This window comes from Bacillus cereus (assembly GCF_007678085.1).
Taxonomy (GTDB): Bacteria; Bacillota; Bacilli; order Bacillales; family Bacillaceae_G; genus Bacillus_A; species Bacillus_A cereus_BE.
The window spans coordinates 448,070-465,986 of the sequence record NZ_VEDW01000003.1 but is presented as its reverse complement, the minus strand read 5'-3'; the positions used below and the strand labels follow the sequence as shown (position 1 = coordinate 465,986).

Here is a 17,917-nt window from a genome sequence, read left to right as displayed (position 1 = left end):
AACCCTTTCTATTTATCTGCAACAAACGAGTCACGAACTCGTTTCCAGAACGGGAATGGACGGAAACGAACAAATCGTACTTTCTCGTTTGCAACGCGATACTGGATTGATTTCACATCTTGATGAACCATCGTTAAATGGTCTACCGTAATTTGTAAGTTCATTCCTGCAGCCGGCTTCAACACACATGTATGATGCTTCGGCAGTACAAGCGGCGAACCTACTGTACGAAACACACGATTATTAATAGATGCCATTTCTGCAATTTGAATCGCTTCAATAGAAGGGTGAATAATTGCTCCGCCAAGCGCCTTATTATACGCAGTACTTCCCGAAGGAGTAGAAATACAAAGGCCATCCCCGCGGAACGTTTCAAAGTACTCTCCGCGTATTTCCACTTCTGTTACTAATGTACCTTCCGCACTTTTAACAGTTGCTTCATTCATCGCCAAATACTGTGACTCTTTACTCCCATTCACATAGCGAATAATCACTTCTAAAAGCGGATATTCCACCACTTGGAATGGTGTTTTAGCAATTGCAATTACTAATTTCTCTACTTCTGTCGGTAACCAATCTGCATAGAAACCTAAATGCCCTGTATGTACACCAACAAATGCTGTTTCAGCCAATCGATTATAATAACGATGAAACGCATATAAAAGCGTTCCATCTCCCCCAACAGAAATTACAATATCGGGTTCCTTTTCATCCATTATAAATCCAAAATCTAGCAAGTACTCTTTCATCGTGCTTGCCAATGTATCTGATGATTGATCTCCCTTTGACATAATTGTAAATTTCATCGCCCAACACCCTTTAGTTTATGATTCGGAATCTTTCGTTTCTTGCTTTCTTGAAAAAGCTTTCTGCGCTTCTTGAATTTCAAGACGGATAGAAGACATTTCTTCATCTAATAAAAATGCTGCTTCCGCTGCACGTTGTAAGCGTATTTTTATATCTTCAGGAAAACGTCCACTATATTTATAATTTAAAGAATGCTCAATTGTTGCCCAAAAGTTCATTGCTAGCGTGCGTATTTGGATTTCTACCAATACTTTTTTTTCACCCTGAATCGTTTGAACAGGATAACTAATAACAACGTGATAAGAACGATAACCGCTATCTTTCTTTTGCGTGACATAATCACGTTCTTCCACGATTTCAAAGTCATTTCGTTTTCGAAGATATTCTACAACAGGCTTAATCTCATCAACAAATTGACACATCATTCGAAGGCCCGCGATATCTTGCATATCTTCTCTTAACCGGTCTAGCGGTACATTTCTCTTCTCCGCTTTATCAATAATACTTGCAACCGACTTTACCCTTCCTGTTACAAACTCAATTGGAGAATGCTCTGTTAACATTGCAAATTGAGTACGCATTCCTTTTAGTTTCACTTTCAGCTCTGCCACCGCTTGGTGGTAAGGTGCTAAAAATTCTTCCCAATTTCGATTCATTTCAACCACCACCAAAATCAATCCATTTGCTTATAGAAATACTTTTTCTACAGCAGTTACTAGTTCTTCTCCGTAATTTGCATTACCTTCAATATTTTCAACTAAATATTCTACTTCTTCTTTTAATCCTTCTAATTCCATTTCAATGTCATTCACGCGAACAAACATTATAACATCGTTATTCATCGCTTCATGCATTGCTTCCCAGCATATGTGCGGAATACTTACATAAATGAAAGATGATTCGTTTTCTAAGATATATAAAAATGATAAATTGTCTGAGTCTACAAGTACGTGATTACGTGCACTTAACTCCTTTACCTCTATTTCACTATTTTCCGCACAAAAAATAAGAGCATTCTCTCTCTTTTCTACGCTCTTAACTTGGATTTTATTTTGCATGCTCTAACTCCTCCATCTCAACTTCCTGTCTTACTTAACAGTATTATTGTATCATAACATGGACGCAAACAAATAAAACATTGAACCAAATTTGTGAAAAAGCGATAATGTGTAAGGAATTATTTTTCAAAAGGAGTGCATACAATGACACAAGAAATTGAAATTGAATTTAAAAATATTGTTACAGAAGAAGAATTCGATACATTATGTAAATCATTCTCTATTGAAGTATTTACGAAACAGGTGAATCACTACTTTGAAACACCTGACTTCTCATTAAAAGAAGCTGGCTCTGCACTTCGTATTCGTCATAAAGGAGAAACTTATACATTAACATTGAAACAACCTGCAGAGGTTGGTTTGTTAGAAACACATCAAGTCGTAACAGCAGAAGAAGCAAACATGATGATGGAAACAAACGTAATCATTCAAGGGGCTGTAATGGATCAACTACACAAATTACAAATTCCTGTTTCCGCTTTAACTTATATGGGTAGTTTAACAACTGAAAGAGCCGAAACGTTATTTGAAGGCGGAACGCTTGTCTTTGATCATAGTTTCTATTACAATCACGATGATTATGAAATTGAATTTGAAGTGCAAGATGAAGAAACAGGAAAAGCAGCATTTATTCATTTATTAAAGCAGCACGACATACCAATCCGTCATACAAATAATAAAGTAAAACGCTTTTTCCTTGCCAAACAAAACAAAGCACGCTAAAGTGAAAATTCCACTAGTGAATACGTTCTACTAGTGGATATATCTCACTTTTTAAAAGGAAAAGATTCTTTTACATTTGTAGAATAAGCAAAGAACGTTATGAAGGCTGTTTATTTGCCCTCTGGAACATTCCATTGCTACAATAGATATACATTTCATGGAAAAAGGAGTTTATAAAGGATGAGCAAGCAACCGATGACACCATTTGAAGCAATTGGCGGTGAACAATGCATTGCAATATTAGTAGACACATTTTATTCCTATGTCAGGAAACACCCTGACCTATCTCCCATCTTCCCGGATGATTTAACAGAAACCGCTAGGAAGCAGAAACAATTTTTAACCCAATATTTAGGTGGTCCCAATTTGTATACTGAAGAACATGGTCATCCTATGTTAAGAGCACGCCATCTTCCGTTTGAGATTACTCCAAAACGAGCAGAGGCTTGGCTATCATGTATGGAGCAAGCAATGGATGATACAGGAGTGCACGGTCATATTAGAGAGTTCGTTTTCGAACGTTTAGCATTAACTGCTCAGCATATGGTTAATACTCCAAACGAAACAGGTGAAGTGTAATGGATAAGCAGGAAGCAAAGCATATAAATATGCCATCTCCTTCCGCATGTGAGCATAAGTCTGTAGAAGCATATTTATTTATTGATCCACTTTGTAAAGATTGCTGGGAAATTGAGCCCTTTATTATTAAACTATGGCTTGAATATGGGAAATACTTCTCTATTCGTCATATCGTAACAGGAAAAGTGGACGGAACGAACGCTTCCTCACACAAATGGAATAAACCTGCTAATATTCGATTTGTGTGGGAAAAGACAACAAGTTTACAAGGTTTTTCATGTGATGGAAAAGTACATATGCAAGAGGCATCGTCAACACCATATTTAGTTTCGATGGCAATTAAGGCAGCGGAGTTGCAGGGCCGAAAAGCAGGTTCGAAGTTTTTGCGAAAACTCCAAGAATACATCTTCCTTGAAAATGTATCAAACCCTGACTGCGAATTATTACTTGCATGCGCACGAGATAGTGATATTGATGTAGAAGAATTTAAAAAAGACCTACATTCCACTAGCGCAAAAAAAGCTTTCCAATGTGACTTGAAATTCACAAATGAGATGCATATTACAGAAATACCTTCTCTCGTATTTTTTCATGCGAATTCAGATGAAGAAGGTATTAAAATCGCTGGAACTTATTCCTACGACGTATACGTACAATTATTGAAAGAGCTTGTAAAATGTGAAATCGAACCAGAACCATTACCACCTTTAGAAGTGTTATTAGAAGCAACGCAATTTATATCTTCAAAAGAAGTAGCATTTATATATGACTGCTCGCAGCAAGAAATCGAGCGTGAACTGAAAAAATTACAACTGAAACGAAAAGTACAAATGATTGACGTAAAATGTGAGCGTTATTGGAAATGGATAGCAAAAGAAAAAGACCTGGTGTAAACACCAGGTCTTTTTCTTTACGGCTTATAAAAATATTAAAGGGGATGGGAGAAATTTTCACGTTCAAACAAAGGGGTATATGTTTGTATGTGAATTCGTTCACGCTTATTATATTACAAGATTCGACGTCAGATGACAACCCCTTTTGTCGAATTTCACACTTTTGTCACATTCTAAACGTTTTCATTTCTGAATAAGCTATAAAAAAGCTATTTTGGAGGTGTTCTGTATGAAAAAAACGTATATTTTACTTATCATTCTAGCTGTCATCGTTTCTTTTTTCTTGTACATCCTCTCTCTACTACAAGCTTTTCCTAAAATTATTGCCTTCCCTCTTTTATTTGGAGTCATTGTCATCGCTCTCTCTTATTTCAACCATAAAAAACGCTTTAAAGGATTTTAATTAACTGTAAAACTGCCTTCTACTTTAGAAAAAAGAAGGAAATTCGCTTTATTTTTCGACAAATATCGACAAAAAGATTTAAAACAAAAAAGACGAGGTAAATCCCTCGTCTTTTCTATTAATTCTCTTCAAATAATAATGCTTCTAATTCATTTAATTTCTCTTCAAATACTTGCAATGCTTCTTTTACCGGTTCTGGAGATGCCATATCTACTCCAGCTTTTTTCAGCACTTCAATTGGGTAATCTGAGCTTCCTGCTTTTAAGAACTCATTAATGTAACGTTCTACTGCTGGTTGCCCTTCTTCTAAAATTTGTTTAGATAGAGCCGTTGCTGCACTAAATCCTGTTGCGTATTGGTATACGTAATAGTTGTAGTAGAAGTGTGGAATACGAGACCATTCTAAACCAATTTCTTCATCGATTACTAAAGCATCACCGAAATATTTCTTATTTAAATCATAGTAGATCTCAGTTAACATGTCAGGCGTAACCGCATGTCCCTCTTGTACTTTCTTATGAATAATATGCTCAAACTCTGCGAACATCGTTTGACGGAATACAGTACCACGGAATCCTTCTAAATAATGATTTAATAAGTATAGACGCTCTTTCTTATCTTCTGTCGTTTTTAATAAATAATCATTTAAAAGCGCTTCATTACAAGTTGATGCTACTTCCGCAACGAAGATTGAATAATCACCGTATACGTGTGGCTGTGTCTTTCTTGTATAGTAACTATGCACGGAATGACCGAACTCATGGGCAAGTGTATATAAATTATTTACATTATCATGCCAGTTCATTAAAATATACGGATTTGTTCCATATGCACCAGATGAATATGCTCCACTGCGCTTCCCTTTATTCTCATACACATCTACCCAGCGATTTTCATATGCTTCTTTTAAAATGTCAACATACTCATCACCAAGTACGTTTAAAGATTTTAATAACATGTCTTGTGCTTCTTCATATTTCACGTTCATTTTCACTTCTGGTACAAGTGGTGTATATAAATCATACATATGAAGCTCATCAAGACCTAGTGCACGCTTACGAATATCAATGTAACGATGTAGCAAGTGTAAATTATCATTTACAGATTCAACAAGTTGATCATACACCGCTTCAGGAATGTTATTATTACTTAATGCCGCTTGACGTGCAGAATCATATTTACGAACACGCGCATTGAAATTATTACGCTTCACAGCTCCGCTTAACGTGCTTGCAAATGTGTTCTTATATTTTCCATACGTTTCATATACAGCTTTGAATGCATCTTCGCGCACACGACGATCATCACTTTCTAAAAACTGAATGTAACGACCATGTGTAATTTCCACTTCTTCTCCATCCTCACCTTTAATAGATGGGAATTTCAAATCCGCATTATTCAACATACCAAATGTATTACTTGATGCACTCATTACTTCAGATGCTTCTGCTAATAAAGCTTCTTCCGCTTCAGATAGTACGTGCGGGCGTTGACGCGTAATTTCTTCTAATGCATGTTCATATACACTTAAGTCTCTATTTTCTTTCAAGAATGTTTGCAGTGTATCTTCTGAAATCGATAAAATTTCAGGCACAATATATGCTGTGCTACTAGATACTTGTGAATATAAATTTGTCGCGCGGTCATTTAACGCTTGATACACAGAGTTTGTTGTATCTTGATCGTAACGCATATGTGCATATGTATATAGCTTACCTAATCGCATTGAAATTTCATCTTCATATTGCAATGCTTCAAGTAAATTGTTCGCAGAGTCACCAAGTTTCCCTTTAAATTCAGTTAACTTCGGTAATAGCTCTTTAATGGCTTGGAATTCTTTTTCCCATTCTGCATCTGTTTGGAAAATATCTTCTAGTCGCCACGTACTTGATTCTTCAATCTCTTTGCGATCTGGTAATGTTTTTGCTGTGTTTTGTTCAGACATCCTTTAAGCCCTCCTTTAAATATCTCTACTTACATACAATTCGATTTTTCTTATGTAATTCCTTCACGATCAGTCTTTATTATATCCCCTTTTCCTTCTCTCATGTTGTACTTTGCCTCAAATAAAGATAAGGCATACGCTAAGCAAATTTCATCATATTTTATAACTTCCTCCTCTGTTTTTAACATAGCGATCCCCCTTATTTTCTGGTACTTATAAGTCCTTACTTTACGTAAGACACCTGCATAACATAAAAATTTCATATATTCAGTAACTGCTACTTTCCATATATGCTGAGAAAAGTATGGGAGCATGCGCCTTTTCGTATACTTTTTCACATGACTACACGCATACTCGAGGGAAATATAATCCCCTACTGCAAGCTCACCTATACACTTCATATATAGAAAAGCTTGCCATATAAATGGATTTGTTTGAAAAGCAAATGAGAACGGGAGCGGCACACCAATTTCAGAAGGGAAATTTGCTGGGGTACATTTACATTGATATAAGAGGCGTAATAGTGACTTATGATTGTAATTCCAAATCGGCAGAGCATTTTGCCGAAAGTAGCTCTTTCGCTTTTTCCATTCCTCACCTAATGTTTCTTTTCGGAAAGAGACGGGAGAAAAGAGCATTTCAAAAGTAGTTGTATCAGTTGGCAAATGAAGAGTATGTGAGAAAGAGATGCTTGTAGAAAATGAAGTGATAAACGCGCATTTCAGAAATGATTTTTGTTTCGGACAGAAAAAAATAAGAAATGGCTGAGGATAAGATTGTAAGGAGAAAGCCATAAGGGAGGAGAATTTCATCCAATATGCTGATTGCTTTTTCAATTGATTTCCACCAATGATCCAAATGACCTGTATACCAACTCGACAATACGAATAGGTTCGTTTGTACAGCTGTTCTATAGAGAGGTTAGCGCACTGGTATTCAATCGCTATTTTTCTCCCTGCTCTCTCTATGAAAATATCTGGTCGTTGCTGAATCTCTGGCAGATAATGCTCTATATTCACATGAAAGTTTTGACGTTTGAACCATCTATATAACAATTCTTTACCGTGCCTATGATACATAGATTCTGGTTCATAAAAGGCAAGACATGCGTCCATTTTCTTATGGGCAAAATGCCAGCTTTTTTGTTTTCCTAATTTCATTTGCACTTCCTTCCCGCAAGCTATGCAAAAGAAACTTTCCATTTTACGCATACGGTGTAAAAGCTCCTCATCACGATGATGGAGTAGGTGAATTTTTTCTCCGTTTTCTCTTTTGGCGATAAACATCGTAATCACACCCTTTCAGCTCCTTATATTCTACAATTTATTACAAATTCCTTTTAAAAAAAGAGATGTCCCAATTTCGGACATCTCTTTTTATAATAATGGTGATAATAACCGATATGTTGATTCCACAATTCGTCTATGAAGACGCCTTTTATGAAAACGATCGACATGAATTTCACTTGATTCTTCTATATCCTCTTTAAAATCTTGAACAAGTTTTCGAATGCTATCTGTATCATATAAAAAGGCATTTACTTCAAAGTTCAAATGAAAACTTCTCATATCCATATTAGCAGTCCCAATTGAAGCTAAATCAGAATCGACAATGACAACTTTACTATGGAGAAAACCTTTTTCGTATTCATATATCTTTACCCCGGCATCTAAAAGCTCTGGGAAGTACGATCTCGACGCGTAAAAGACAGTACGCTTATCAGGCTTACTCGGCATTAACAAACGAACATCAATACCAGCAAGTGCCGCTACCTTTAATGCAGATAAAATGTCATCATCCGGAATGAAATACGGCGTCGCAATCCAAATGGATTTCCGCGCAGAAGCAATCATGGCAAAATATAAATGTTTAATTGTTTCCCATTTATTATCTGGCCCACCTGCAACGAGCTGCACGCCTCCCCAATGCTCCCCCTCAACTGCTTTCGCTTGTAAATATTCAGGGGCTAGCACAGCCTCACCAGTCATATAAAACCAATCTTGAAGGAAAATAAGCTGCAAACTTTGTACAGCTTCACCACGCAAATATAAATGCGTATCACGCCAAAAGCCGAAATACTTATCCTTCCCTAAATATTCATCACCAATATTTAATCCACCAACAAATCCTTCATTTCCATCTATAATAACGATTTTCCTGTGGTTTCGATAATTAATCTTATCGTTTAAAATCGGAAAGCGCACAGGAAAGAACGGAATCATTTCGACACCTGCATCATTCAATTCTTCAATATACGAATTCGATAATCTAAAACTTCCAACCGCATCATATAAAAAACGAACGACTACGCCTTCTTTTGATTTTTGTATTAAAATATCTTTAATTTCTGTTCCAAGCTTATCATCACGCACAATGTAATATTCCATATGAATGTGATGTTTCGCTCGTTTTAATCCATCTAAAATAGCCTGAAACGTTTCATCTCCATTTGTTAATGTTCTCGTTTCAGTTTGAAATGAAATATTTAAAGCCCCTAAGCGATCCGCTAAACGAAATAACAACTCTTGATGCTTATGATTGCGCAAAATTCTTTCTTCGTAATCTTCATGCCCCTTATACTGTAAAAATGCTTGTTCATCGAGCAACGCCTTCTTTTGGAACATTCTCTTCCTCCGAAAGTTCTGCCCAAATAATAAATAAGCGAAGAATCCAAATACCGGAAAAATACCTAACACAATGAGCCATGTAAGTGTTTTAGACGGATGACGGTTTTCTAAGAAAATAACGCAGCCAATTAAAAATGCAGATACCGTAAATAAAATACTAATAATACCTAAAATCGAAACATCTTTTATCCCAATTACATCCGAATAAAATGCTACATCAATAAACATACGTAACGAAACAAATAATGCGAACAATAGTAGAACAAAGAAAATCAACTTTAATGTATTTTTCATCTCTTACCTCCTTACTAAGAAAGCTTTCCTATTCTTCATATAAAAAGCCGATTTCATACTACAGAAATCGGCCTACGTTTTAGCAGGAAAATTATTGCGAATTGTTTCAAGCGCATGCTCTTTCACAATTTGTTTCCCATACTCACTTACACGATGAATTGTTAAAGTTGATTCTTCTCCGTATTCTAAAACAATACTTAAAATACGATCAATTTCTTCTTCATCATGTAGCACTTCATCGAATTCCACATATACATAATAGCGGTTCTCAAATGAATACAGCTCATCTTTTATATCTTCAAAGATAAGACGGTGGCTTAATGAAATGACATCTTCAAAATCACTAAACTTAATTAAAAAGCCGAACGTACCATCTTCGTTAAAGTTTGTTCCTGCTTGTTCCTCTACCTCTTCCACTAATTCTTGCTGGAATAATGATTCAATGCCTTCATCTAGAGGAATGTCTATAATTTTATCTACCCCTATTGGTAGTTCTAGCTTTTGTCCATCCTTTGAAAGCTCTGCTTTTGTTACAAGTACTTCAATCCCTTTATCGACTGCTTGCACTTGAATCCATAACGGTCCATCAATAAAGAAATCATCATGATCACGAGCTTCGTCCATCATTTCCCAAAAGAGCTCTTCGCTTCTTTCGCGGTCATACCAAATTTCCTCACGATTAAAGCCTCTGTCCTCTATATCAATGTACGTAATAAAAAATTTCATCGTATGGTCATTAATTCTTTCAATATCCAAAATACAACTCTCCCTTCCTGCTTAGAATTGTTATGAAGGGATTCCCCACTCATATGACAAATCAATAGATTCTTGTACTCTCATTTTATGATAAGATTCTCCAGAATGGAAATAAAATCGATTTATTTTACAAAAATAGTTATATGCCTATCTTCATTTGACCATCTACACAAATATATCATTATAGCGATTTCTTACTCACAAAAAATTTGGACATACATTTCCACCTTCCCCCGTACACTGTAATAAAGTGAAACTTTTATTAGAGAAGATGATGTAGTCTCTCTTTTCACCGCATACATATAGTTCGCTTATTAAAACATCATAAATGGAGGCAGACGAATGGACTTAGAGTTTTTAACATCTGTACTAATGATTGTCGGTATCGATGTTGTATTAGGTGGTGACAACGCAATCGTCATCGCACTAGCTAGCCGAAATTTACCTGAATCGAAACGAAATAAAGCCATTTTGATTGGTACTCTTTTAGCAATCGTACTAAGAATTGTACTTACTATACTAGCTGTCTATTTACTCGACATTCCATTTCTGCAACTTATCGGAGGCGTTTTACTTACATTAATTGCAGTAAATTTACTAACTGATAATAGCAACGACCTTTCTGCTATTCAGGGGAAAACAACTTTATTTCAAGCTGTGCGTACAATTGTATTCGCGGATCTCGTTATGGGGTTTGACAATGTTATCGCCATTGCCGGTGCAGCTCACGGAAGATTTTTACTCGTAATAATCGGCTTACTCATTTCTATCCCGATTATTATTTGGGGCAGCAAGCTTATTTTAATACTTATGGAACGCTTTCCATTCCTCATTTATTGCGGAGCAGCGATTCTCGCCTATACAGCCGGAAAAATGGTTACACATGAAGACAGGCTTGCAACCTTTTTTCATAACAACCCAAGTTTCACTGCAAGCATTCCTTACTTATTTATTTTCACCATTTTATGCATCGGTATTATCGTGCAACAAGTTCGATTACGAAATGTAAAACATTAAAAAAAACCTTCTACTATATAATAAGTAGAAGGTTTTCATATTATTATAATTAATTTACAAGACGCTGTGCTTCACGTAATTGGAACGTTCTTACTGTACGTGGTAAGAAACGGCGGATTTCGTCTTCATTGTAACCTACTTGAAGGCGTTTCTCGTCAATCATAATTGGACGACGTAAAATCCCTGGATAGTCACGAATCATCTTATATAAATCTTGAAGTGGTAAAGACTCTAAGTTTACATTTAATTCTTGGAAAACTTTTGAACGAGTAGAAATAATCTCATCCGTTCCGCTTTCTGTCATACGTAAAATCTCTTTAATTTCCTCAATTGTTAATGGATCCGAGAAAATATTACGTTCTGTATAAGGAATATGATTTTCCTCTAGCCATAATTTCGCCTTTCTACAAGACGTACAGCTTGGAGAACTATATAATGTTACCATACAAAGCTCACTCTCCTTAAAGAGTACAAATTCTGTACTAATTACAGTTTAAATTTCTAAATTCAGCAATTTTTTGCGATACCTTGTCTTAAAACAAAGTGCAAAAATCGCATTTCATGTAAGCAACAACTTTTAGCAAACAACAATTACTTTTAATAAGTAACTTCTATAATCATTATACAATAGATTTTGCAAGAAATATACAGTAAATTTCCTTCTAATTGAGAAAACTCTTCCGTGTATTCCACTGCTATGTAACATGACCACACTCACTTCATCTGTACTTTAACAATAACCTTCAACCCTCTTAATGCTTGCTTATCATAGATTTTTCATGTGATATACCGTTATTTTCCCATAATCTTTCCTATGAAAAAGAGAACGTTTTCTTACCTTTTCTTGATAAATCAATTAAGAAATGTAAGACTGTACAAGTGAGAATCAAAAAGAACATTTGTTCTTATTTTAACAAACATTCTCATTCATGTCTATACGATTTCTAAAATAAATCAATTATTTTTCTGACATTTCTTTCTTTTTTATCTTTTATCTCATACAATAAACATACAGACAAGCAAAGGGGGAATTTGCAAATGATTGCTTTTTTTATTGATTTTGTCACTGTTGCTGCCCTCATCATCGGAATCACAGCATTGATTGGTGTCATTACAAATAGCATTGGTGAAAAACTCTTTGGCGGAAAAGAAAAGATGAAGTTTGTTAATAAAAGTTTAGATGTACAATCTGGATGGAATCAAGTTGGCGGAAAAGGTATTTATAAGAAACGTACGTATTAAAAAAAGCAGGTAATCACCTGCTTTTTTCTTATTTCTCTACTGACGCCCATTTAAAGCTTAAATCGCCGCCATATTTATGGTTGTACATATTTTTAATTGATTCTCTTTGTATATAAGCTCTACCACGTTGGTATACTGGAACAATCGCAGCGTCATCAAGTAACATTTTCTCTGCTTCCAGTAAGTTTTTCCAACGAGCATTTACATCGCTTCCATCTTTCTTCGCTTTCATGATAATTTCATCATATTTCGGATTAGAGTATTTCATTTTATTTTGTGATCCATCCGTTACGAACATATCAAGGTATGTAACTGGATCTGGGAAGTCTGCACTCCATCCAGAGAATGACATGACATAATCGCCCGCATCTTCTAATTTTAGTTTTTGCGCGAATGGTTGTTGTTTAATTTTCACTGTTAAACCTGGTAAATTCTTTTCTAACTCACCTTTTAAATATTCACCCGTTTTCTTCGATAATTCAACGTCTTCATTTAATAGCTCTAATTCAATTTCATTTTTACCAAGCTCTTTTTTACCAGCTTCCCAATATTTCTTCGCTTCTTTCACGTTTGGTTTTACAATATCTCCATTTACAGCACGGAAGTCCTTTTTATCCGGCCCTTTAATGAAGTTATCAGGAATTAATCCTGTTGCTGGCTTAGAACCGTTATTTAATAATGTATCAACGAACGGCTTACGTTCAAAAGCAAGTGAAATTGCTTTACGAATATTTTTATTGGCTAAAGCTGGATCTTTTTGATTTAAACGAAGGAAGAATACAGATGTATCTTCTACTGTTTGGAAATCTGGTTTTCCTTTATATTTATCGATGAACTCTGCTAATAACGTTGCTCGATCGACTGCGTTTGTTTCATATAAATTAATTGGCGTTGACGTATCTTTAACAATATTAAAGTTTACTTCCTCAATCTTCACTTCTTTATTGTCCCAATATGACGCGCTCTTTGTCATTTTAAAGCTACGTTCATGTTGCCAATCACTTAATGTAAATGGTCCGTTATAAAGTGTTGTATTCGCTTCCAAACCAAACTTCGTACCTTGCTCTTTTACAAACTTTTCATTCACAGGATAGAAGATTGGATATACCATTAAATCTACAAGGTATGGAATTGAATTGTCTAATTCCACTTCTAATGTATAGTCATCAATCGCTTTTACACCTAATTGATCCGGACTCATCTCTTTTTTATTAATTTTCTCTGCATTTTTTATATCATACATAATGTAAGCTGATTTCGCAGCAGTATCTGGGTTAATCGCTCTTTGCCATGCGTATACGAAATCCTTCGCCGTCACAGGCTCACCATTTGACCATTTTGCGTCTTCACGTAATTTAAATGTATATTTTTTACCGTCTTCTGACTTTTGGAATTCCTTCGCTACACCAGGAACTAGCTTATCATCTTTTCCTAAACTGTATAAGCCTTCCATTGTATTAGTCATTACTCTTGAAGAAACTGCATCAGCTGATAACGCTGGATCCATCGTTGGAATTTCTTGTGTTTCAATTAAGTTAATAACTTGCTTCGCACCGCTTTTCCCGCTATCCCCTTTTGCGTTCGCTTGCGGTTCATCTTTTTGGTAGCTACATGCCCCTAACATCATGCTCAACGCTACTGTTGATACTACAAAAACTGGCATCTTTTTTTTCATACTTCCACCCTCCACAAAAATGTTAGCCCTTTCATTTTCAAACAAATAGAAATATATATATGTTCTAATAATTCATATTATACACACAAATACGTTTTTTGTATATTTATATTTCTATTTTATTAAAATTTTCTGTTTAAAAATAAACCTTTGTAAACGTTTTATATTGCCGATTTTCCTTACTAAAGTGTTGAAAATAATTATTTTTAAACTTTTCTAAATTATCAGAGAAAAATAAATTTTATATCTCATAATACTTTGTGCATAATTATCCTTCTCTTTTTAACATAAAATTGCAGGCCCTTCATAATAAAGATATGTAGGCTAAAATGAGTGCAAAGGATAAGAAAGTGTGTTACGATACACTTTGCTAAAAATAGATATCGGTAAAGAGGGGACGGACATGACAGCAATTCAGGCAAAAAACGGGCCGACAGAGAAATTAAGTTTATTCTTATTAACATGGCCTATTTTTCTAGAAGTTTTTCTATTTATGTTAATGGGGATCGCTGATACTTTCATGTTAAGTGCATTATCAGACGATGCTGTATCTGGGGTTGGCGCAGCGAATCAATATCTCCATATCGCTATTTTGGTACTAGAAGTTATCGGGAATGGCGCAGCTATCGTCGTATCTCAATACCTCGGTTCCAAACGTTTTATGGAAGCATCTAAAATATCAGCATTAGCCGTCACATTAAATTTAGTGGTCGGACTCATTATAAGCGCTGGTTTTCTTTTATTTTCAAAACATATGATGATGGCAATGAACTTACAAGGCGATGTACTCATGTACGCGCAAGGCTATTTATCCATCGTCGGAGGCGCTATTTTCCTTCAAGCTATTATTAATTCATTAGCCGCAATTATCCGCGTACATGGCTTCACAAAGCAAGCGATGTTTATTTCACTTGGAATGAATATTATTCATATCGCTGGAAACTACGTACTCATTTTCGGAAAATTCGGTTTCCCAGAACTCGGTGTACAAGGGGCTGCCATTTCTTCTGCTGTCAGCAGATTAATCGCTCTTATCGTTTTCTTCTGGTTACTGTACCGCGTTATGGAATATCGTGTGAAATTCCAATATTACTTCACTTTATCAAAAGAATACATCGGGAAAATTTTAAAAATCGGGATTCCATCTGCATTTGAGCAGGTTATGTATCAAGCTTGCCAAATTGTCTTCTTATACTATGCAACATATTTAGGAACGGAATCATTAGCCGCGAGACAATACGCTACAAACATTTCTATGTTCACTTATTTATTCGCGATTGCGATTGGTATGGGAACAGCAATTATTATCGGACGCCTCGTTGGCGGTGGTGAAAAAGATGAAGCCTATGAGCGCGTATGGAAAAGTGTAAAGTGGGCAATTGGAGTCACTTTATGTATGGTCGCTCTCGTTATTACATTCCGCACACAATTAATGGGACTCTTTACAGATAATCCGCACATTATCGCCTTAGGTGCATCAGTTCTTTTATTAAGTGTACTACTTGAAACAGGGCGTACAATGAACATCGTCATCATCAATTCACTTCGCGCAGCTGGTGATGCAAAGTACCCAGTTTTAATCGGAGCATTCTCGATGGTGTTAATGAGTTTACCACTCGGTTACTTTTTCGCCTTCCATTTAGATATGGGACTCGTTGGTATTTGGTTAGCGATTGCTATTGATGAATGGACACGTGCTATCATTATGTTCTTCCGCTGGAAAAGTAGAGCGTGGGAGCGTTATGCACTTGTTAAACCTGAAGAACAAGAGGAGACTGTTTCTGTTCAGGCACAGTAATACTCATTTAATTAAAATGCATATATTCACCTACAGACAAATGTTAACAATAAAACGGTTTATATAGTAGAAAAAAAGCCAATCTTCCATAACGGAAGATTGGCTTTTTATTATTGATAAATCTCTTTATATTTCTTATACTCCGCTTCAGAACATAATACGAAATGTCCTGGGCGAATTTCACGCATTGTTGGTGCTTCACTACCGTAATCATGTTGCGATGGATCGTATACGATACGTTTACGATTGCGCTCATAATCTGGGTCTGGAAGCGGAATTGCTGATAATAGTGATTTTGTATAAGGATGAATTGGATTCGCATATAACTCTTCACTTGTTGTTAGCTCAACAATTTGACCACGGTACATTACACCGATGCGGTCACTAATGTATTTTACCATTGATAAATCATGGGCAATGAATAAGTATGTTAAACCTTTTTCCTTTTGTAACTTTTTCAGTAAGTTTACAACTTGCGCCTGGATTGAAACATCAAGTGCTGAAATTGGCTCATCGGCAATGATAAATTCAGGTTCTACAGCAAGTGCGCGAGCGATACCGATACGTTGACGTTGTCCACCTGAGAATTCATGTGGGAAACGGTTTGCGTGCTCTTTATTTAAACCAACTGTGTTTAATAATTCATGCACACGGTCCATACGCTCTTTTTTGCCTTTTGCTAGTCCGTGAATATCAATACCTTCTGCAATAATATCCCCTACTGTCATACGAGGGTTTAATGATGCATATGGATCTTGGAAAATCATTTGCATTTTACGGTTGAACTTCTTCAGTTGTGCACGTGATTTTTTACCATGTACATTTTCACCATCGAACAACACTTCACCAGCAGTTGCATCATATAAACGAATAATCGTTCTTCCAGTTGTCGATTTACCACAACCTGATTCTCCTACAAGACCAAATGTTTCTCCGCGGTAAATATCAAATGAAATATCATTAACCGCTTTGACAACACCACCACTCACGTCGAAGTGCTGCTTTACATTTTTTACTTCAATTAATTTCTCACGTTGTTTAGTCATGTTGTTCACCTGCTTTCATTTGAAGAATGCGTTTTTCAACAACTGCCGGCGGTCTTACTTCTGGAGCTTGCTCGTGAAGTAACCAAGTTGCCGCATAGTGTGTATCACTTACTTTAAATAAAGGTGGGTCCATTTCAAAATCAATTTTCAGTGCCTGTGGGTTACGTGGTGCAAAAGCATCTCCCTTTGGCGGCTTTAATAAATCTGGAGGCGTTCCAGGGATTGCATATAACTCTTCTTCTGAACCATCTAAACTTGGCATAGACGCGATTAAGCCCCAAGTGTACGGGTGTTTTGGATTGTAGAAAATTTCATCAACCGTTCCAATTTCAACAACTTTACCAGCGTACATAACTGCTACGCGGTCCGCAACGTTTGCCACTACACCTAAGTCATGCGTAATGAAAATAATTGCCGCTTCTGTTTTTTGCTGAATGTCTTTCATAAGCTCTAAAATTTGCGCCTGAATTGTAACGTCTAGCGCTGTTGTCGGCTCATCGGCAATTAATAATTTTGGGTTACAAGCTAACGCCATCGCAATAACTACACGCTGTCTCATACCACCTGAGAATTGGTGAGGATATTGTTTTAAGCGCGCTTCTGGATTTGGAATACCTACAAGGTCGATTAATTCTAACGCAACTTTACGTCCATCTGCTTTACTCATCCCTTGGTGTTTAATAAGGCCTTCCATAATTTGATTTCCAATTGTCATCGTTGGGTTTAATGATGTCATTGGATCTTGGAAAATCATCGCGATATCTTTACCGCGCACTTGTTGCATTTCTTTTTCTGTTAATTTCGTTAAGTCACGACCTTCAAATACGATTTCACCGTTTTTAATACGTCCTGGAGGATTCGGAATTAATCCCATTAACGCTTTAGAAGTAACTGATTTACCAGAACCAGATTCTCCTACAATCGCTAACGTTTCTCCTTTTTTCAAATCAAAAGTAACACCGCGTACAGCTTGTACTTCACCTGCATGTGTATCAAAGGAGACTTGCAAATCTTTTACCTCTAGCAATGTTTTCATTTTTACTTCTCCCCTCTT

General features: G+C 36.1%; 18 protein-coding genes. 7 read left to right on the top strand and 11 right to left on the bottom strand.

Translation table 11 applies throughout. The annotated features are described in order from the left end of the window. Positions 1–8: 8 nt before the first annotated feature. Genes FS742_RS15985 through FS742_RS15975 form a run of 3 tightly spaced genes read right to left on the bottom strand, consistent with a single transcriptional unit; the run spans position 9 to position 1,865 of the window. The gene (locus FS742_RS15985; RefSeq protein WP_144613545.1) at positions 9–806 is read right to left on the bottom strand and encodes an NAD kinase; all 798 of its coding nucleotides are present in this window, start codon (positions 804–806) and stop codon (positions 9–11) included. Positions 807–824: 18 nt separating this feature from the next. Beyond that, a complete protein-coding gene (gene yjbM / locus FS742_RS15980; protein WP_001081480.1) occupies positions 825–1,463 on the bottom strand; it encodes a GTP diphosphokinase in 639 nt (212 codons plus the stop codon). Between the two features lie 30 nt (positions 1,464–1,493). Then, on the bottom strand, positions 1,494–1,865 hold the full coding sequence (locus tag FS742_RS15975) for a UPF0738 family protein (protein ID WP_144613543.1): 372 nt from the start codon (positions 1,863–1,865) through the stop codon (positions 1,494–1,496). Positions 1,866–2,009: 144 nt separating this feature from the next. Between FS742_RS15975 and FS742_RS15970 the strand changes: the two genes are divergently transcribed. From FS742_RS15970 to FS742_RS27630, 4 genes are all read left to right on the top strand, one after another. Next, positions 2,010–2,588 carry a CYTH domain-containing protein gene (locus FS742_RS15970; RefSeq protein WP_144613542.1) on the top strand — a complete coding sequence of 193 codons (579 nt, stop codon included), beginning with the start codon at positions 2,010–2,012 and terminating at the stop codon, positions 2,586–2,588. A 180-nt stretch (positions 2,589–2,768) separates the two neighbouring features. Further along, the gene (locus tag FS742_RS15965; RefSeq protein ID WP_144613540.1) at positions 2,769–3,167 is read left to right on the top strand and encodes a globin domain-containing protein; all 399 of its coding nucleotides are present in this window, start codon (positions 2,769–2,771) and stop codon (positions 3,165–3,167) included. After that, positions 3,167–4,060: a ClpXP adapter SpxH family protein gene (locus FS742_RS15960; protein WP_144613539.1), complete on the top strand. Its 894-nt coding sequence runs from the start codon at positions 3,167–3,169 to the stop codon at positions 4,058–4,060. Before FS742_RS15965 ends, FS742_RS15960 begins: the two co-directional genes overlap by 1 nt. A gap of 229 nt (positions 4,061–4,289) precedes the next feature. Further along, positions 4,290–4,463, top strand: coding sequence for a hypothetical protein (locus tag FS742_RS27630; RefSeq protein WP_002051510.1), 174 nt, complete (start codon positions 4,290–4,292; stop codon positions 4,461–4,463). A 118-nt stretch (positions 4,464–4,581) separates the two neighbouring features. On the opposite strand, the gene pepF is transcribed toward FS742_RS27630, so the two are convergent. The 4 genes from pepF to mecA all read right to left on the bottom strand — a co-directional run bounded on the left by pepF (position 4,582) and on the right by mecA (position 10,085). Then, the gene (gene pepF, locus FS742_RS15955; RefSeq protein ID WP_088057601.1) at positions 4,582–6,408 is read right to left on the bottom strand and encodes an oligoendopeptidase F; all 1,827 of its coding nucleotides are present in this window, start codon (positions 6,406–6,408) and stop codon (positions 4,582–4,584) included. A 50-nt stretch (positions 6,409–6,458) separates the two neighbouring features. Then, positions 6,459–7,703, bottom strand: a complete 1,245-nt coding sequence (locus FS742_RS15950; RefSeq protein WP_144613537.1) for a competence protein CoiA — start codon at positions 7,701–7,703, stop codon at positions 6,459–6,461. Between the two features lie 81 nt (positions 7,704–7,784). Next, positions 7,785–9,329, bottom strand: a complete 1,545-nt coding sequence (locus FS742_RS15945; RefSeq protein ID WP_144613535.1) for a cardiolipin synthase — start codon at positions 9,327–9,329, stop codon at positions 7,785–7,787. 72 nt (positions 9,330–9,401) lie between these two features. Beyond that, positions 9,402–10,085, bottom strand: coding sequence for an adaptor protein MecA (mecA, locus tag FS742_RS15940; RefSeq protein ID WP_144613533.1), 684 nt, complete (start codon positions 10,083–10,085; stop codon positions 9,402–9,404). 342 nt (positions 10,086–10,427) lie between these two features. Between mecA and FS742_RS15935 the strand changes: the two genes are divergently transcribed. Next, a complete protein-coding gene (locus FS742_RS15935; RefSeq protein ID WP_144613532.1) occupies positions 10,428–11,102 on the top strand; it encodes a TerC family protein in 675 nt (224 codons plus the stop codon). Between the two features lie 49 nt (positions 11,103–11,151). Here FS742_RS15935 and spx read toward each other — a convergent pair whose 3' ends face one another. After that, the gene (gene spx / locus FS742_RS15930) at positions 11,152–11,547 is read right to left on the bottom strand and encodes a transcriptional regulator Spx (protein WP_000258267.1); all 396 of its coding nucleotides are present in this window, start codon (positions 11,545–11,547) and stop codon (positions 11,152–11,154) included. 593 nt (positions 11,548–12,140) lie between these two features. On the opposite strand from spx, the gene FS742_RS15925 reads away from it, so the two are divergent. After that, entirely contained in the window at positions 12,141–12,344 is a 204-nt protein-coding gene (locus FS742_RS15925) for a hypothetical protein (protein ID WP_000559978.1), read from the top strand. Positions 12,345–12,372: 28 nt separating this feature from the next. Here FS742_RS15925 and FS742_RS15920 read toward each other — a convergent pair whose 3' ends face one another. Continuing rightward, the gene (locus FS742_RS15920) at positions 12,373–14,019 is read right to left on the bottom strand and encodes a peptide ABC transporter substrate-binding protein (RefSeq protein ID WP_144613530.1); all 1,647 of its coding nucleotides are present in this window, start codon (positions 14,017–14,019) and stop codon (positions 12,373–12,375) included. A gap of 352 nt (positions 14,020–14,371) precedes the next feature. Here FS742_RS15920 and FS742_RS15915 point away from each other — a divergent pair, with 352 nt between their 5' ends. Beyond that, positions 14,372–15,817: an MATE family efflux transporter gene (locus FS742_RS15915; protein WP_144613528.1), complete on the top strand. Its 1,446-nt coding sequence runs from the start codon at positions 14,372–14,374 to the stop codon at positions 15,815–15,817. Between the two features lie 110 nt (positions 15,818–15,927). On the opposite strand, the gene FS742_RS15910 is transcribed toward FS742_RS15915, so the two are convergent. Both FS742_RS15910 and FS742_RS15905 read right to left on the bottom strand, forming a co-directional pair. Then, complete coding sequence (locus FS742_RS15910; RefSeq protein WP_144613526.1) at positions 15,928–16,863, bottom strand: ABC transporter ATP-binding protein; 936 nt, start codon at positions 16,861–16,863, stop codon at positions 15,928–15,930. Then, complete coding sequence (locus FS742_RS15905) at positions 16,856–17,899, bottom strand: ABC transporter ATP-binding protein (RefSeq protein WP_144613524.1); 1,044 nt, start codon at positions 17,897–17,899, stop codon at positions 16,856–16,858. Before FS742_RS15905 ends, FS742_RS15910 begins: the two co-directional genes overlap by 8 nt. Between the last annotated feature and the right edge of the window lie 18 nt (positions 17,900–17,917).

Coding starts and splice junctions, on each gene's coding strand:
- FS742_RS15925 (WP_000559978.1), top strand. CDS start 12,141: ATGATTGCTTTTTTTATTGATTTTGTCACTGTTGCTGCCCTCATCATC.
- FS742_RS15945 (WP_144613535.1), bottom strand. CDS start 9,329: ATGAAAAATACATTAAAGTTGATTTTCTTTGTTCTACTATTGTTCGCA.
- FS742_RS15935 (WP_144613532.1), top strand. CDS start 10,428: ATGGACTTAGAGTTTTTAACATCTGTACTAATGATTGTCGGTATCGAT.
- FS742_RS15910 (WP_144613526.1), bottom strand. CDS start 16,863: ATGACTAAACAACGTGAGAAATTAATTGAAGTAAAAAATGTAAAGCAG.
- FS742_RS15920 (WP_144613530.1), bottom strand. CDS start 14,019: ATGAAAAAAAAGATGCCAGTTTTTGTAGTATCAACAGTAGCGTTGAGC.
- FS742_RS15965 (WP_144613540.1), top strand. CDS start 2,769: ATGAGCAAGCAACCGATGACACCATTTGAAGCAATTGGCGGTGAACAA.
- FS742_RS15960 (WP_144613539.1), top strand. CDS start 3,167: ATGGATAAGCAGGAAGCAAAGCATATAAATATGCCATCTCCTTCCGCA.
- FS742_RS15975 (WP_144613543.1), bottom strand. CDS start 1,865: ATGCAAAATAAAATCCAAGTTAAGAGCGTAGAAAAGAGAGAGAATGCT.
- FS742_RS15985 (WP_144613545.1), bottom strand. CDS start 806: ATGAAATTTACAATTATGTCAAAGGGAGATCAATCATCAGATACATTG.
- FS742_RS15905 (WP_144613524.1), bottom strand. CDS start 17,899: ATGAAAACATTGCTAGAGGTAAAAGATTTGCAAGTCTCCTTTGATACA.
- spx (WP_000258267.1), bottom strand. CDS start 11,547: ATGGTAACATTATATAGTTCTCCAAGCTGTACGTCTTGTAGAAAGGCG.
- pepF (WP_088057601.1), bottom strand. CDS start 6,408: ATGTCTGAACAAAACACAGCAAAAACATTACCAGATCGCAAAGAGATT.
- FS742_RS15970 (WP_144613542.1), top strand. CDS start 2,010: ATGACACAAGAAATTGAAATTGAATTTAAAAATATTGTTACAGAAGAA.
- yjbM (WP_001081480.1), bottom strand. CDS start 1,463: ATGAATCGAAATTGGGAAGAATTTTTAGCACCTTACCACCAAGCGGTG.
- FS742_RS27630 (WP_002051510.1), top strand. CDS start 4,290: ATGAAAAAAACGTATATTTTACTTATCATTCTAGCTGTCATCGTTTCT.